This is a genomic window from Enterococcus termitis (assembly GCF_001730305.1).
GTDB classification, from domain to species: Bacteria; Bacillota; Bacilli; order Lactobacillales; family Enterococcaceae; genus Enterococcus_L; species Enterococcus_L termitis.
Window position 1 is genome coordinate 594,289 of record NZ_MIJY01000001.1, and the last position, 17,383, is coordinate 611,671.

Annotated in this window: 14 protein-coding genes; 11 read left to right on the plus strand and 3 right to left on the minus strand. The window is 36.4% G+C overall.

Features of this window, described 5'->3' with window-relative positions:
• Positions 1-33 precede the first annotated feature (33 nt).
• The 3 genes from BCR25_RS02840 (at position 34) to BCR25_RS02850 (ending at position 3,994) form a co-directional block, all read left to right on the plus strand.
• Entirely contained in the window at positions 34-261 is a 228-nt protein-coding gene (locus tag BCR25_RS02840; protein ID WP_139124503.1) for a hypothetical protein, read from the plus strand.
• Between the two features lie 623 nt (positions 262-884).
• Positions 885-2,540, plus strand: a complete 1,656-nt coding sequence (locus tag BCR25_RS02845; protein WP_069662074.1) for a glycoside hydrolase family 13 protein — start codon at positions 885-887, stop codon at positions 2,538-2,540.
• Between the two features lie 236 nt (positions 2,541-2,776).
• Positions 2,777-3,994, plus strand: coding sequence for a pyridoxal phosphate-dependent aminotransferase (locus BCR25_RS02850; protein ID WP_069662075.1), 1,218 nt, complete (start codon positions 2,777-2,779; stop codon positions 3,992-3,994).
• Between the two features lie 88 nt (positions 3,995-4,082).
• On the opposite strand, the gene BCR25_RS20275 is transcribed toward BCR25_RS02850, so the two are convergent.
• Positions 4,083-4,259, minus strand: a complete 177-nt coding sequence (locus tag BCR25_RS20275) for a hypothetical protein (RefSeq protein WP_169818977.1) — start codon at positions 4,257-4,259, stop codon at positions 4,083-4,085.
• Between the two features lie 192 nt (positions 4,260-4,451).
• Here BCR25_RS20275 and BCR25_RS02855 point away from each other — a divergent pair, with 192 nt between their 5' ends.
• The 7 genes from BCR25_RS02855 (at position 4,452) to BCR25_RS02885 (ending at position 15,244) form a co-directional block, all read left to right on the plus strand.
• Positions 4,452-5,279, plus strand: coding sequence for a helix-turn-helix domain-containing protein (locus tag BCR25_RS02855; protein ID WP_069662076.1), 828 nt, complete (start codon positions 4,452-4,454; stop codon positions 5,277-5,279).
• 104 nt (positions 5,280-5,383) lie between these two features.
• Positions 5,384-6,535, plus strand: a complete 1,152-nt coding sequence (nagA, locus tag BCR25_RS02860; RefSeq protein ID WP_069662077.1) for an N-acetylglucosamine-6-phosphate deacetylase — start codon at positions 5,384-5,386, stop codon at positions 6,533-6,535.
• A 190-nt stretch (positions 6,536-6,725) separates the two neighbouring features.
• On the plus strand, positions 6,726-10,262 hold the full coding sequence (locus tag BCR25_RS02865; RefSeq protein ID WP_069662078.1) for an isopeptide-forming domain-containing fimbrial protein: 3,537 nt from the start codon (positions 6,726-6,728) through the stop codon (positions 10,260-10,262).
• Position 10,263: 1 nt separating this feature from the next.
• Complete coding sequence (locus tag BCR25_RS02870; protein ID WP_169818978.1) at positions 10,264-11,304, plus strand: WxL domain-containing protein; 1,041 nt, start codon at positions 10,264-10,266, stop codon at positions 11,302-11,304.
• A gap of 18 nt (positions 11,305-11,322) precedes the next feature.
• Positions 11,323-12,081 carry a WxL domain-containing protein gene (locus tag BCR25_RS02875; RefSeq protein WP_069662079.1) on the plus strand — a complete coding sequence of 253 codons (759 nt, stop codon included), beginning with the start codon at positions 11,323-11,325 and terminating at the stop codon, positions 12,079-12,081.
• Between the two features lie 82 nt (positions 12,082-12,163).
• The gene (locus tag BCR25_RS02880; protein WP_069662080.1) at positions 12,164-13,234 is read left to right on the plus strand and encodes a WxLIP family cell surface protein; all 1,071 of its coding nucleotides are present in this window, start codon (positions 12,164-12,166) and stop codon (positions 13,232-13,234) included.
• A gap of 507 nt (positions 13,235-13,741) precedes the next feature.
• Complete coding sequence (locus BCR25_RS02885; RefSeq protein WP_069662081.1) at positions 13,742-15,244, plus strand: AcpB/EbpR/MafR family transcriptional regulator; 1,503 nt, start codon at positions 13,742-13,744, stop codon at positions 15,242-15,244.
• A 109-nt stretch (positions 15,245-15,353) separates the two neighbouring features.
• Here BCR25_RS02885 and BCR25_RS02890 read toward each other — a convergent pair whose 3' ends face one another.
• Together BCR25_RS02890 and BCR25_RS02895 are read right to left on the minus strand one after the other, a co-directional pair.
• Entirely contained in the window at positions 15,354-15,740 is a 387-nt protein-coding gene (locus BCR25_RS02890) for a hypothetical protein (protein WP_069662082.1), read from the minus strand.
• Positions 15,741-15,823: 83 nt separating this feature from the next.
• Positions 15,824-16,492, minus strand: coding sequence for a DNA/RNA non-specific endonuclease (locus BCR25_RS02895; protein ID WP_069662083.1), 669 nt, complete (start codon positions 16,490-16,492; stop codon positions 15,824-15,826).
• Positions 16,493-16,679: 187 nt separating this feature from the next.
• Here BCR25_RS02895 and BCR25_RS02900 point away from each other — a divergent pair, with 187 nt between their 5' ends.
• The gene (locus tag BCR25_RS02900; protein ID WP_069662084.1) at positions 16,680-17,381 is read left to right on the plus strand and encodes an ABC transporter ATP-binding protein; all 702 of its coding nucleotides are present in this window, start codon (positions 16,680-16,682) and stop codon (positions 17,379-17,381) included.
• The last annotated feature ends 2 nt before the right edge of the window (positions 17,382-17,383 follow it).

A 17,383-nucleotide genomic window follows, 5' to 3' on the forward strand; every position in this document is an offset into this window, starting at 1 on the left:
ATATAAACGAGTGAATTAAAGGGTGGATGTATTTTGAGGAAACTGAGATTGGCAATCGTATTAGCAGCAGTAGCTTGTGTACTATTATTATTTTTCAATCTAAATAAAAATAATGCTCAAGAAATGAATAAAGAGAATGAAACGGTTGAATTTTCTGAACAAATCATTTCTTCTAGCTTAGAAAAGTCGCCGGAACTATCACCAGAAGAAAAAAAACAGCTGGATGAGGTTGCTCCAGAAGGATATGAACTGGTTGAATAATCGTAACGTCATCAGGAAATTCATTTGACTCATTGAAAGTATAGTTTAATAAACGCTAGCATAAAAACTCGCCAGGATAAGTGCTCTGGTGAGTTTTTATTTTGAAGTTCTGTTCAAAATACATAGAAGAAAAAAGGTGAACGATATTTAAAGGTCATCATCACTTTGTATAGTTACTATACGTCTAATCGCAAAAAATATAGTAAGGAATACTGCTATACAAATAAGCATTATAAGGCAACTTACAATGAATATCCCATTTTTTCCTTGCCATCATTTATAAAATCAAAGCAAGAAACAGGTAAGTATTTTTCTGATTCAAGGGTGTTTGTTTCAAAAGCACAAGGAAATGGCAATATTTTTAATAGGCATCATCCAGTAGGGTTCTTTTTTATCTTACTTATTGGGCTAGTCTTATTAGTAGGTTCTATTTAAGGTGAAACAGATACTATAGAGTTCGCGTCTATTCATACCAACAATCGAATTCTATGCTCTAAGATAGAGAAAATGTCTTCTATATTAATCAATAATTTAAAGTTTTAAAAAGCTTTGTGCATTTCTCATACGCTTTTTTTTAATATCTTATATAATGTAGAGAAACAAGAGAAGTGAAGGTGAGTCGGATGAAAATCAGAAGAACCTGGTGGAAAGAAGCAGTTGGGTATCAGATTTATCCCAGAAGTTTTATGGATTCAGCGAATGATGGTATTGGAGATTTGAATGGAATTCGCTCAAAATTGGATTATCTTAAAGAGCTAGGTATCGGTTTTATTTGGATCACGCCTATCTATGAATCGCCTAATGTTGACAATGGTTATGATATCAGCGATTATCAGAAAATCCTATCAACCTTTGGAACAATGGAAGAATTTGATTTACTTTTAGCTGAAGCGCATGACTTGGGAATCAAAGTTATCATGGATTTAGTGATCAATCATACATCGAATCAGCATGCGTGGTTTTTAGAGTCACGTTCTTCTAGAAAAGATGACTATAGAGACTATTATATTTGGGCAGATGGAACGATTGATGGACCACCGAATGATTGGGTGTCGATTTTTGGCGGATCAGCATGGGAATATGACAAAACGACAAATCAGTACTATCTTCATGTTTTTGCGAAAGAACAACCAGATTTGAACTGGGAGAACCCACGAGTAAAACGCGATCTATTTAAAATGATTGACTGGTGGCTCGATAAAGGGATCGATGGTTTTCGAGTAGATGCAATCTCACATATCAAAAAAGCACCATTAGAAACATTATCTGGTGAAGATCCTCATGCTCCTTATAAGAACGTCTTGGGAATTGAAAAGCATTTGGAAGAATTGGGGGATATCTTCAGAAAAAGAGATATTTTGACTGTAGGCGAAGCGAATGGTGTTACTGCAGATCAAGCCTATCAGTGGGTTGGAGAGGCAGATGGTTATTTTAATATGTTATTTGAATTTGATCATATTTCTCTTTGGAATAAAAATGAACAAGATGGACTGGATGTTGTTCACTTCAAAAAAGCATTGACTGCATGGCAAAACGCTCTGGCGGATGGACGAGGCTGGAATGCACTTTATATGGAAAATCATGATATTCCACGCTCTGTTTCTAGTTTTGGTAGTGAAGAAACGGTTTTCTGGAAAGCATCAGCTAAAGCGTTGGCACTGACTTTCTTATTACTGCAGGGGACACCTTTCATTTATCAAGGGCAAGAAATCGGCATGACTAACATGCCGTTTCGCTCAATTGATGAAATTGATGCGGTAGATACCAAAAACTTCTATTATGAAATGCTTCAAACTGGACTAGATGAAGAAAAGGCGATGGAAGTGATTCGACGAACTGCAAGAGATAATTCGCGAACACCGATGCAGTGGACCGCAGAAGAGTTCGCCGGTTTCTCAAAACGAGAACCTTGGTTGAGGATCAACCCGAATAAACAGGAAATCAATGTGCTAGATGAAACACATGATCCAGATTCCATCTTAAACTTTTATAAAGAAGTGATCCAACTTAGAAACCAAAATGACGCGTTGATTTATGGTAGCTATACCCTTTATTTACCAGAGCATCCGCAGCTATTTGTATATGGACGTCGCTTAGAGCAAGAACGCTATGTCATCATTATCAATCTATCAAAAGAATTTGCATCAGCTGATTTACCGGAAAATGTTCGAATTGAAGAATGGGAATTGGTACTTTGTAATTTAGACAGTCATGCTATTCATCAGCATACGATTTTTGCACCTTATGAAGCAAGAGTCTATAAGCATAAAAAGAATTGACCACAAGAAAAGAGCGTTCGACCAAAAGCGCTTAGCTTCGAAGAAGTTATTTTTATCGCTGTTTATTTGGATTTTAAAAGGCTAAGGTATGACTCGATGAGTTATGTTTTAGCCTTTTTTTGTATCAGAACAAGCCAAAAAAAGTTTTTTTAGAAAATTTCCAATTTTTGATTGCTTTTTTGGTGTGACTGGCGTAACTTTAAAGATATAAATTTTTTGAAAATGAGGGATACAGTATGAGAAATTTCGAGAAGTCCAATAAACTAGATGGTGTTAGCTACGATGTACGTGGTCCGGTTTTAGAAGAAGCGGACAGAATGCAGGAAGAAGGCATCCGCATTTTAAAGCTTAATACTGGTAATCCCGCTCCTTTTGGTTTTGATGCGCCGAACGAAGTTGTACGTGATATGATCACCAATGTACGTAATTCAGAAGGCTATTCTGATTCCAAGGGAATTTTCTCTGCACGAAAAGCGATCGAGCAGTACTGTCAGGTCAAAGGGTTTCCTAATGTAACGATCAATGATATTTACACTGGAAATGGTGTTAGTGAATTGATCACGATGTGTATGCAGGGCTTATTGAATAACGGGGATGAAGTATTGGTCCCTATGCCGGACTATCCTTTGTGGACAGCATCTGTTTCATTGGCTGGCGGAAATCCAGTTCATTATATTTGTGATGAACAAGCCGAGTGGAATCCAGATATTGATGATATCAAGTCAAAAGTTACCTCAAATACAAAAGCAATCGTTTTGATCAATCCAAATAATCCGACAGGAGCATTATATCCAAAGGAAATTTTAGAGCAGATCGTGGAAATTGCGAGACAAAATGATTTGATCATTTTCTCAGATGAAATCTATGATCGCCTTGTAATGGATGGCTTGACTCATATTCCGATTGCGACATTAGCACCTGACTTATTTGTGGTTACGCTGAATGGGTTATCTAAATCACATCGTGTTGCTGGTTTCCGATGCGGCTGGATGGTCTTGAGCGGCAATAAAAAGCACGTTAAAGGATATATTGAAGGTTTGAATATGTTAGCGTCTATGCGTCTATGTTCAAATGTGTTATCACAGCAAATTATTCAGACTGCCTTAGGTGGTTATCAGAGTGTTGATGAACTATTGTTGCCAGGCGGCCGTGTGTACGAGCAAAGAGAATTTATCTATAATGCAATCAATGAGATACCAGGTCTTTCTGCAGTGAAACCTAAAGCAGCATTCTATATTTTTCCAAAAATCGATACAGCGCGGTTCGATATCTATGACGATGAAAAATTTGTTCTTGATTTCCTTCATGAGCACCATATTTTATTGGTTCATGGTGGTGGATTCAACTGGACACAACCGGATCATTTTAGAATTGTGTACCTGCCAAAAATGGAAGACTTAAAACTGACTGCAGAGAAAATGCAGCGCTTCTTAAGTACCTATAAACAAAAATAAACGGATTGTTTTAGCAATAAAAAAAGCGGCTCAAAACTGATCAAACGTTTTGAACTGCTTTTTTTAATGTTTGTGACAGGCAGTGAAGTTAGTCTGTCGATTGACAATCCTTTTTACTAATCACCATTCGATTTGTATACTTTTCTTCCATGTCTGGACTTGGATCCGAAACAACAACAAGATATGCATTTTCATATTCTTTTTCGACATAGCCCATATAACTATTTTTTTCCCAGCTAAAGCTAATCCGTTTCTCCTGTTCCATGAGTAACACTCCTTATTTGCAAAGTAAAAATGATAAATCGTTTTGGTCTAGTGTTAGGTAATGTTCTTGCAGTATATTATGCAATAAAGTACAATAAATACATAATGCGAATTCGCATATTTTACTTTTTTTCGTCAAATAATGCATTTTTTATTTGTTATTGATAATTGAAATCGGTATAGGAGTGAAGATATGGATTCTTTTGGGGCAGTGATTAAAGAAATTCGTAAGAATAGAAAATTAACTCAAAAAATGTTATCAGAAGATATTTGCTCACAAAGCGTATTAAGCAGAATAGAAAATAATGAAGAACTGCCCAATGTCGTGGTGATGCAGCAGCTCTGTCAGCGTCTGGGTGTCACAATCGACCAAATCATGCAGTTTAAATCTGATGAAGTCCGACTGCTCACGCAGATGTTTGAGAAAATTGCAGATTATTTTCGGCATAAAGAATATAAAAAGATCATGGATTATATGGAAGCCACAAAAATCGAAGACCGTCTTCATCTAGATACGGATTGGCAACGCTATTATTATTATCTAGGTAGTTGTAAATTTTATCTTTTCAATAATTATGAACAAGCGATATTTGATCTTAAAAAGGGACTTTCCTATACGTATCAGTCAAATAAAGACAATTTGTCTGACTTTGAAATTCAAGTCATTAGTTGTATCGGCAGCACGTATGGCAGTATTGGAAAAATAAATGAAGCAGAAAAATACTTAAAATTGAGTATTCACTATTTTCATAAGTTACCGAATGAGCGTGTGAATGCTGAACTGACGAAAATATTTTATAATTATTCAAAATTTTTAAAAGATCAAGGTCGTCTAGATGAGGCACAAATATATATTGATCAAGGCATCGTTTGGTCCCGCTATCGCAATAGTTACTATTATTTAAGTGAATTGTTCCAGTTAAAGAGTCAACTGATGCTGGCAAAAGGGATTGTGGACAAAGCCAAAGAATACCAAGCACTATCGGAAGAGATCCGACATATTGAGACGATTAAGATCTAATGGAAGTGTAGTGAACTTTTTTAGAAAAGGTCTACACCATTCTTGACTTCTGCTGGTTTTAAGAGTACGTTTAAAGTAGAAAAATTAAAGAAAGAAGGATGAAGATGAGAACGTTTATCTTTGCTGAAAAGTTCTTTTTGAAAAGTGATGTAAAAGGACCAGGCTATTTAGAAATCACTGATGGTATTTTCGGAGATTTTTATAAAGAGCTTCCTGAAACAGAAGCAAAAGTGATCAAAGAAGAAGGAAAATGGATTGCTCCGGGATTAGTAGACACACATATCCACGGATATATGAATCATGATGTTATGGACAATGACGCTGAAGGTTTGAAAGTCATGTCAGAAGGGCTGTTGTCTTGTGGCGTCACATCATTTTTACCAACAACGTTAACATCTAGTAAAGAGCGTCTGAAAGATGTTGCGCAAACAATCGGAGAGGTTTATCAAGAAGTTCCAGGTGCAAAGGTACAAGGGATTTATTTTGAAGGTCCATTCTTCACAGAAGAACATAAAGGGGCACAAAACCCAAGCTACTTTGGTGATCCTGATTTAAATACATTCAATGAATGGCAGGAAGCATCAGGTGGGCTGATCAAAAAAATCGCATTAGCACCTGAACGTAAAGGCGTCAAAGAATTTGTTAAAGCTGTAACAGATGAAGGAGTCGTCGTTGCATTAGGGCATAGCGATGCGACTCTGGAACAAGCTACCGAAGCAGTCGAGTCTGGCGCAAGTGTTTTCGTTCATGCCTACAATGGTATGAGAGGGTTAAACCACCGCGAGCCGGGAATGGTAGGAGCGTTAATGTCATTGAACCATGTATTCTCTGAATTGATTTGTGATGGACACCATGTACATCCGAATGCAGCAGATATTTTGATGGAAAAAGCAGGACATGACCATGTAGCCTTGATCACAGATTGTATGATGGCCGGCGGTATGCCTGATGGTAATTACAATTTGGGTGAATTTCCAGTTGTCGTAAAAGAAGGAACGGCTCGTTTGGAATCAGGAAATCTAGCTGGTAGTATTTTGAAATTGAAAGAAGCGATCAAAAATGTTGTTGACTGGGAGATTGCAACACCAGAACAAGCAATCATGATGGCAACCTTAGTCCCAGCGGTTAGTTGTAAAATCGATGACAAGTGCGGTATGATCGCAAATGGAAGAGATGCAGATTTTATCGTATTAAATCCAGATATGGAATTAGCAGCGACTTATTTAGACGGAGTCGAAAGATATCGTCAAGCATAATATATAAGAAGAAAAGCACTACTGCAAAAAGCAGTAGTGTTTTTTTATGCATAAAAATGATTAAAATCTTGTCGTATTTTAACATTGCTATATGACTAATTTAATCAATAAAAGTCATATTAGTTGCCCAAAAATTAAAATTTCTTGCTCTTTTTACTGTTAAACTATAGGCAAAGGAGGTGTGAGCAGAGTGAAAGTCAAAAAAAGCACATTTGTTATTTTATTGCTATTCTCTTTTCTAATTTTTTCAATGGTGAACGCTTCTGCTATTCTTGGAAAGGAAGAGCAGGAAAATTATCAACTTGAAATCTTAGATGAAATGATAACAAATGAAAAAACAGTAAATTTGACAATCGTACAACCAGAAGATGAAGAAATAATCATTCATTATGAAAATTTTGAGTTTCCTAGTATTGAAAAAATGAATGAACAGTTACAAATTGTGCATAAACGTAATAAAGATACGACCTACTTTATTGATACAGATGTTCCCAATGAACTAATGTTACGCACAGAAAAAAGTGAAGAGCCATTATCTCTATCATGGGACATTCAACAGATGGATCCAAGCAAAAAGGCGCGAATAACTTTATCTGCTCCTGATAAGGACGTTTTTCTCATAAGAGAATGTAATACCAACGTATTAGAACCTAGCCTTTCTAGTACAATGCAACCAGAATTTATTCAGGAAAATACAGTTGAAGATGGCATTTTTTACAACAAACAAGGCTCTCAATTAACAGAAAAGCAACAAGTAGCCAATGATAAAGCAAATGCAAAAGCTAATTTTGATCCTCTTTTAAATGTACAGGTCGTACGCACATACAATGAATTCAAAAGTGCTTACGCTGATGCTGCGGTAACAAAAATCATTTTAGATGCAGATATTTCCGGTAACACTTCGTTGGCGAATAGACGAACGTCGATTGAGATCGACGGAAATGGGCATCTGCTTTATCTAGGGAACTATTCTTTGTCTCTCCATGCCTCAGGACCTCTTCAAGACAAAGCTATTTTCCATTTGCACGACGTTATCATTGATCAAAATATCGAGAGTGCAACCTCCTACTCCTTTGTGGGTGGTAGTGGAGCCTATGATACAGCCCGAACCAGAAATTGGTATTTTAGATTTGGTAATCTTTCTAACGTAAAAGGAAAAAGTGGTATTTATGGTGTGGCGAGAGTGGCAAGAGGGTATTATGCGGAAATTACAGTTTATGGAACAATTGATGTGTCTACATCAGCTGAAAATTTTTATGTAGGAAGTATGATCTATGAAGAAGATACACAATATCGAGGAGAAATTACGTACTATAATTATTCGATTATTTGGCACGTCATGGAAACTCCTTCTGGCAAAGGCTATACCGGAGAAAGCATGGAACATACTATTCAAAAAAATGCCACAGTCTATTATAAAGATAAAACAAATAACCATGTTAATTATCCAGCTGTCTATTCCAACTTTAAAACATTTACAGTTGATGAAGGAGCAAGCTTTTCTGCAGATATAAATGGGAATGCCTTCGCCTTGTATTATCCCGAATCATGTTTAGTAATCAATAAAAATGCAGTTGTGAACTTAGTAACAAGAAAGGCTCATGCTGTACTCTCATATTGTAATAACAATACAGCAGTTATTGTAAATCCGGGAGGAAGTCTCTTTATTTCAGGTGTGACACCTAATTCATCAACAGCAGGCAACGATGGGAATGGTACGATTTATGGACTGATCGATTTTCGGGGACGAAATTATGGTGCAGATGCTTACAGAAAATACAAAGATATCGATAAAACCAACAGTAATCGCAGGCTTATTTTAAAGGAACCTAAAGCATTTGATTTCAAAAATGCGTTAGGAAATACTTCTGGTATTCAAGCGCGGGTAATGGAGATTCCTAATAATGCCGGCTGTCAATTTCAAGTTATAGATTCTGATATTTCATTATGGAAAACGACAACTTCACCAGATGTAACACCAGATTATGATTATTTACGAGTGGACGAGCTGAAGGTCAATGGACGAGAGAGTGCTCAGATTACTTCTTCAGATTCAGAACTAGCAGCTTCATTTAGACCAAATAATATTAGAAGAATCACTGGAATGAACGCAGCTCCAGAAGCCGAATGGATTCCATTTACAGATGCGGATATGGACTATGGGTTGCGGGTGAAAATCGGGACGAGTTTTGACGGAATAGATGATGAAACAGGAAAAATTATCACTTCACCGATTTATGCAGGAAAAGGACAAGCTCAAGCAACCTTTGTTAATTCATATGGGGAAACAGTTGAAGACATAGAGACAGATGAGTTCGGTGATGTAAAAGTAACCAATTCAGACCGACGTTTAAATCAAACAAATCAAACTATTTCAGCTGAAATTAAGCATGGACCGTGGACATCTGAGAGTGAGAAAAAAGTGATCGATGTTACGCCGCCAGAGCCAGCAAAAGTCGAATCAGGAAAAATTACAAATGCGATGAAACAGATCAAGGGAATGGATAATGAGCCAAACGCAAAATATTTCATAGAAATCTATGATGAATCTGAAACAATCCAAGCATCGATCAGTGGTGTAGTAGAAAATGACGGGACTTTTGTGGCAGACTTGCCTCGATATTTAGATCAAGACGAAGTCGTTGTGATTTACTTAGAGGATAATGCAGGTCTGATTCCAAAAGAGGTACTCTATCCACCGCCAACAAATAGCGAAACTGGAAATAAAAATCCTAAAGAAGGCTTCGATTATAGAGATACACATTTCCCACCTGCAGCAAAATATGAAGTGGAGGACGTGCTTCCGGATCAGCCCTATCTTGAAAAAAAAGTAGAATCGGTTAACGGAGATCAACAGGTTCATATTGATGATGAATTACGCTATTCTATCTTGGTGAAAAATAACCAAGTTGAAAAAAATGAAACAAATTGGAAAAATATACAATTCACGGATGAATTATCTGCTTATGTGAATTTCGATAGTGAAAAGGCAGATGTAAAATTAAATGACAAATCATTAACAAAAGATGAGTATGACTATGACGCCAAAACGCATACACTTACAGCAAGCTTAGGTGATTTAAGCAGCCAGGAATCAGTAGAGTTATCCTTTAAAGTGGTAGTAAACGAACAGGCATTAGGACAAATAATTGAAAACGTTGCTAGTGCAAAAGGAGAATCACCTAGAGAAAAACAGTTTGTCATGGGACCAGAAGATCCTACTGCAGAAAGAGAAATCTATACTGGCATATCAAATGTCGCTAAATACCCTAACGGTGTGATCGATGGTCCGTTAGAAATTGTTTCATTTCCAGAAAAAATGGATTTTGGAAAATTCGAAGTAGATGAAAAAGAAACCTTTGTGAATGATCCAGACTATTCCAGTGACTTAATCGTACGAGATCGAAGAATCCAAAAAAACGAGTGGTACTTAACGGTTGCCTTAGCAGAAGAAATGATGCTGCAAGAAAATTTGAAAAAGTATTATTTAGAAGAGGCGATTCGGTTTAGAAAAGATGGGGTTGAAACACCAATCACCAATGTTTCAGAATTGATTTTTAAAGGCAAAAGTTCGGATTCTTCTGAATATAATATTACTGAATCTGAATGGTCTGAAGAAGGTGATGGATTTGTATTAAGGGTGAAATCTGGAAAAGTAAAAAAAGTAGGAGATTATCATGCGACTTTAACTTGGCATTTAACAGATGCTTATCAGGGAGACGATTAAAATGGCTAAAAAAATCAGTACAGGATTCATTATTTTATCCATGATCTGCCTAGCAATCATTGTTAAAGCACCAAGTTACGAAGCGATAGAAGACGGCGGTGCGATTAAATCAGAGGGCGTCGTGACTTTTGTAGAGAAAACGCCTAAGCCGAAAGAGTCAGGTTCGCTACCCAAAGCTGGAGAAAAAGGAATAAGCAGTCTTTCATATTTAGGCTTGCTGGTACTGTTTTTGCTACTCGTTCTTTTAAGTAGGTATCCTTTAAAAGGAAAACACCAATCCTTTTGGTTACTGTTTTTGTTGAGTATCAGTTGTATCTTTGGGAATTCTACTGAGGCAAATGGATTCTCTGAATCAAGTGTCATTGAATTTGATAAAAAAGTAGACAACTATATTTATGATCCAGAGTTCCCGACTGAAATTGTTGATCCGGGAACAAGCGAAGCAGTCGGTCGCTATTTACGTATGGAATTCGCTTCTCGTCTTGATTTTGGAATAAATGAACAGTCAGATAAAAATGAAACCTATTATTCAAAAGGTCAACTGTTTTATGGCTCGACACCTGCTAGAGGAAATTTTATTCAAGTTTCTGATTTACGAGAGCATAATTGGGGCTGGGGCTTGTATGTGAAACAAGAAACCCAATTTTCAAGTAAAGAAGAGCATCCAGTAATGTTAGATGGAGCGAAAATTACATTAAAACAACCATGGATCAATAGTACGATTTTAGAACACTCGCCAAGAGTCAATGATTCAGAAATTGAATTAGTACCTGGACAACTTAATCAACTAGTTCATGCTTCAGCAGGAGAAGGAGTGGGGACATGGCTACTTTCATTTGGTGCTTCCAGCGGGAATGAGAACGGACAAAAAAATTCTCTCATCCCTAAATACGACGATCGTGGACAAATGGAGATAGATACGATCTATCAAAAAAATGTCTATCTTAATAAAGCAGTTACATTAAATGTACCTGGAAAAACTAAAAAGCAAAATGCTGTATACCAAACGGATGTAACTTGGATTTTATCTGAGTTGCCATAAATATTAGGGGGAAAAGAGATGAAAAAGTGTAGATCAATTCAAGCTTGTACATGTGCATTACTGTTTTCAGCAGGCGTTTTACCTTTAGCTGCACAAGCACAAGAAAATTCTTATGACACAGAAGGAGTGATAACTTACGAGCAAGGAAATAAACCGCCAATTGTCACACCGCCAGGAACGGAAGGTCCGGAAATCAAGGAACCAGATGTTAATCCAGAAGTCAGTCCGCTGATGATTATCGCAGCAACGCCGATTGATTTTGGGCAACAAGAAAACACAACAACGGCACAAACGTACTATGCAAAAGACTTTGAAACGACAGCTAAAACGGGGAACGATGACAAACTAACAATGGAAAATTTTGTGAAGTTTCGTGATATTCGTGCCACTGACTCACGAGAGTATAAGATTTATGTGCAAATGACCAAACAATTCACAAAAGACACATCTATATTAAAAGGAGCAGAGCTAAATTATTCCAATCTGAGATTACTGACCACCTCATCGAATCAAGACAATATGCCAGCACTAGAAGATAGAACGTTAGCGTCTACTATTAAATTAACGCCAGGTGTTGATGGTACTTCTGCCGGTGATCCACAGCTAGTTTATGAAAATAATTCAGTAGAAAAAGGCTTCGGAATTTATGACATTACTTTTGGGGAGTATGGAAATAATTCCAAAGACTCAGTAAAACTGAATGTTCCAGCGAATCTACCGATCTTGAAAGGACAATATGTCAGTGAGATGACATGGAGTATTACAGATACATTTTAAAAGAATCAATCTATTTTGTATACGGTAAAAAGAAAAATAACTTCTGATTTGCCCTAACATGTATGAAAGGAAGAATAAGAAAATGAAAGTAAAAAAAGCCTTCTTATTGCTGCTATTTTTAGGGCCGATCATCTTAAATCATCTAGTTGCGTTTGTTGATGGATATGCGGAGGAATCACAACCTGCCTCAATGGCTTTCTACTATGAAGTACTCCAACCAGAAAATCAACGAAATGATGTGGGGTATTTCGATTTGCTGATGAAACCGAATCAAAAACAGACGGTGAAAATCAATTTGGTCAATACTGGGGAAGAATCGATTGCAATAGATGTTCGATTGAATGGTGCTAAAAGCAGCTCGAACGGAGTGATCGATTATGGACCAAATGAACTACCGAAAGATGAATCAGTTGATATCGATTTTACAGATATCGTCAAAAGTGTAGACACCATTGAGGTTCCAGCAAAAAGTTCAAAAGAGTTGTCGATCAATATAGACATGCCGGAACAATCATTTGATGGCGTTATTGCAGGCGGAATTCAGCTCCAAGCAAGAGAAGATGACACAACGGTGACACAAGGCGCGATTCGCAACCGCTTTGCATATATCATTGGTATGTTATTGACAGAAACGGATAAAAAAATAGAGCCGAATATAGTGTTTAGAAATGTCTATGCCGGACAAAGTAATTTTCGGAATACGATTTTTGTGACACTTTCTAATGTTGAAAAAATGTTTTTGGAAGATGTATCAATCAATGTTCAAATTAGACAAAAGGGGAAGAAAGACGTACTTTTTAGTGAAGAGAAAGAAAAAATGCGGATGGCGCCTAATTCATTGCTGCAATTTCCAGTCAGCATGACGGGAGAAAGGATGGTTGCTGGGGAGTATACCGCTGATATCTCCGTTAGCCAACATCAAAAACAATGGTCATGGTCTGAAGATTTTGTTATTTCCAAGACAGAAGCAGATACGTTTAATGGGGAAGATGTCGATCTACAAGAACAGAACATTTTTGATTGGAAATTCATGCTGATCATCTTCTTGTTGATCGTCATAAGCATGTTGATGCTGCTTATCCTCTTTCGAATGTGGAGGAACAAAAAGAGTAAGAAAGCACGGCGCAGACCAAAGAAGAAAACTAAAAAGTAAAAAAAATGAATAAAAATGAAAAAGGAATGAATAAGATGATTTTCTGCAACAATCAGTTAAATCATTAATAAAAAAGTGTATTCGATTGTAAGAAAATAGGTAGCCGCTACCCGTTATAGGGAAGGTTACCTTTTTTGCTACTAAATCTATTCGTATTTTTCAAAATAAAGAAATATTTATAATTAAATTAAAAAATAATCGAAATATAAAAATGGTATACTAGTTATATATAGAAATTTAAAATAAAAAATATGTAATAAAGTAGTGGAATATATTTGTAAATGCTGGTTAAATACTAGTGATTAGTGAGTGTAGGTATTCTTTTTGATAGTTGCAAGTAGATGATCATCTTTGCCTTTTTTAAAATGGTATATATGAATAAAGGTGCTGTATTTGATATAAATCGATACGTTGTTGATAGATGATAAGCTGTCGAGAAAAATATATTCATCAATGAATCAACCTTAAGACAAGTAATCGGCACCTTACTGAAAGGAGAAATTTTTGATGTATTCTGATTCTAATTTTACTTATATTGAATTGTTAACATCAGATTTACTTTTAGAAAGAAAAATCGCGCTATTTTTGGATTTAGAAGAACGGTATCTGAGCATTGAGGAACTAGCAATGAAATTTGATGTTTCTGTTAAAAAAATTCGGAGAGTCGTTCGATTGCTGCAAGAAGATATTTTGGAATACAATCATCACGGGTTTACTTTTTCAATCTGCAAAAGCAAAGGCATTCTGTTGAAAGTACCAATTGACGACGATTTAAAGCATTTTTTAGCATTTATTACCCAAAAAAGTCCACTAATAAAGATGCTAGAAAAAATTTGCTTAAATGATTTTGGTTCTGTCAGAGACTATGCAGAAAGATATTTTTTCAGTGAGGCAACAATTCGAAGACGCTTAAAAAAAATAAAACGATTTTTAAACCAATTTGACATTGATCTTGCAAGAGAAACGGTTGTTTTTGAAGGGGATGAACAGCAGATCCGCTATTTTATGCTACTTTTTTTTTGGCGCCTCTATTCTGGTATCTCTTGGCCATTTCAGTATATCGATGAATCAGAAGTGGAGCAGATAGTTAATGAATTGATCACGCTCAATAACAAGTACAATAATGAAATCACTCGTTTAGAAAAACGACGTATGATGTATTATATAGCAATTGTAAAGATTAGAATTAGAAAGAAAAATACAATGAGCATGTTACCTGCCTGGGAAAAAGCAAAAATAAATAATGATTTTTTTCAAGAATTTAGCCAGCTATTCAGCAGTTTTAACGGAAGCCTTTGTACGAAGCCAGCAGAAATTTCCTTACATTACGAAATTTGGAAGAGTTGTTCGTGGGTACCCAATGTGAAAGCAGCCTTCGATGTTGAAAAAAATAATGGAAGTGAGCCGGCAAAAGCGTCAATCCTTTTCTTTGATTATTTTAAAGAACACTTTTTTGAGATGACAGAAGCAGAGAAGGAAAGTGCAACTGAATTTATTTTTTGCATCCATACGTTGTGCTTTAATTTTAAAAAATTCAAATCAGACATCAATGGTTATTATTACTATAGAAGAATTCAAAAATATTACCCTAAATTAAAATTACGTTTAGAACATTTTATTGATGTTTTATATGAACAGTCAGGTTATAGCCTATTTTTAGAAAAAAACTTTTTAGTCACTCACTATAGTATGCTGTTCAGTCACCTAAAAAGAATCAATGAATATGAGCGAACGATCCACGTTACGATCGAAACAGAATTACCGAATATGCTAAGTGAATTGCTTTACGATCAAGTATATGGCATGTTTTCACGAAAATACAATATTTATCTTGATAGCCCCAATAAAGCTGACGCGAAAGAAAAAGCGGATGTTATATTGACAACGGTACCATTAAGAGAAACTAAAAGCGTTTTAACAGAAAAGAATATAGTCGCTATCAATCGAGAACTGAAGAAAGCAGATATTCGAAAAATTGAATACGTATTCGATCGGATTCTTCAAGATTAAAATAACCGCTAATGAAAAACAAGAAAGTCCTGTTCAGCAAACATTTGTTGAACAGGACTTTCTTGTTTTTTTGACGGTAAATCCTTAAGAATTAAGGAACAGATTGTTACTAATTATTTTTAGGCAACAGAGCTGATTCAAGTGAATGATTTGCATAATCCACGAAAAAATCAGATAGAAACAAGGGGTGAATTTCTATATCAGATTTGTATAATGAAGTGGGAATAATGAACGTTTGATCCAGTGTACCGGCAATGTAATCACCATCGATCGTTTGTGCGACTACACGAAAATCTTGTTGCTTCCACACGTCAACATCTGCAGGTGAGATCGTTTCAGCAGATGCCAAAAACGCTAGGTTTTGTTCAAATTGTGCTTCTATTTGTTCACTAAAGACGAACAGACTATCTTCATCCTGTTCATTTCTTAAAACAGCAGTCAAAAAAGATTGAGGTGTCTTTTCTGTTAGTTGCGCTTTGATCTGTTGAAAATCCATAAGTACGTACCTCCTTAATAAAAAAACGGAATATATTTAAGTATTTAATGACGTTTGAAGCGAAGTTCAAGTCTCTTTCAGTGTTATTTTTCATTCAAAATCGTTACACGAAAATCAACGGTTGTGCTTTTACTCAAGCCTTTTGCTTCCAATTCGATCTCCTTACATAATAATTCTGTACCGTCATAAATTGGAGTCACTCGATAACGAACCGTCTCGCCACTATCAAGCGCTTGACGGATCTGATTTTCATATTTTGTCATATAAGGAGTATTGACCGGTGTTTGATACAGCGTTGTAAGATTTCTAGCATCATCACCCGAGCCGCCCATCTGCCGCCCAATCAAATGTCCTCTTGAATGATTATAAGGATCCAGACCAGAAATAAATCCTGGGGGACGAATATCTTTATTTGCAGCAGTTCCTGTATTGACCATAGCCGGTTTTAATAGCGCATCAGCACCAGTGGCGCGTCCTAGTGAATCTAATTTATGATAATCGATCCAGCCTTTTTTGCTATCAGTCATTTCAGCAGCGGAAAAAGTGGCTGCTCCCAATTCTTTTGGACCTGGATTTGTTGAGGTTGAAACGCTTGGTGTACTTGGTTTTGTTTCCTGTTGTGTTTGTATACCAAAAATCTCCTGAATGCTGTCGGGAACTTGGACACCGAATACACCTAGAACTAAAATAATTAAAACTGCCAGTAACATAATTGCAGGACTAAACGGTGGTTTTTGTTTTTTTCTTGCCATATTTCTCTCCTAACGAATATCTAAAATGGAAGAAGACCGAAAAAACGACGTTCTTCCGTTGATTTCAATTTGATTCCATTTCCCTATTATACGAAAAAAAAGAAAAAAATCAAAAAGAGTTTTGACCTGTCAGAGGACTTGTTCGATTAGTTATGATAAAATTTCTTTGAGAGGGGATTGGAATAACATGGCATATATTGATGTAGTAAATGAATATAAACGATACCATATGGGAGATACGACGATTGCGGCAAATGACGGCATCACTTTTTCAGTAGAAAAAGGAGAAGTGGCAGTGATTTTAGGACCTAGTGGTGCTGGCAAGTCTACAGTATTGAACATTTTAGGCGGTATGGATTCTTGTGATGAAGGACAAATCATTATTGATGGAGTGGATATCGCAAAATACAACGAAAAGCAACTAACGACCTATCGACGTAATGACGTGGGTTTTGTGTTTCAGTTTTATAATTTGGTGCCTAATTTAACAACGAAAGAAAATGTGGAGCTTGCTTCACAAATCGTTACTGACGCACTAGATCCTAAAGAGGTATTGACTTCTGTTGGTCTTGGGGCGCGTTTGGATAATTTTCCTGCACAATTATCTGGTGGAGAACAGCAGCGTGTAACGATTGCACGTGCTATCGCGAAACGTCCGAAATTATTATTATGCGATGAGCCGACTGGCGCGCTTGACTATGAAACAGGAAAACAGATTTTGACGATTTTACAAGAAACAGCTCGCAATACAGGTACGACTGTGATCATTATCACGCATAACTCTGCTATTGCTCCGATGGCTGATCGAGTGATTCGTATCAACGATGCCAAAGTCCGTAGTATGACCATCAATGATGAACCTAAACCTGTAGCAGAGATAGAATGGTAGGT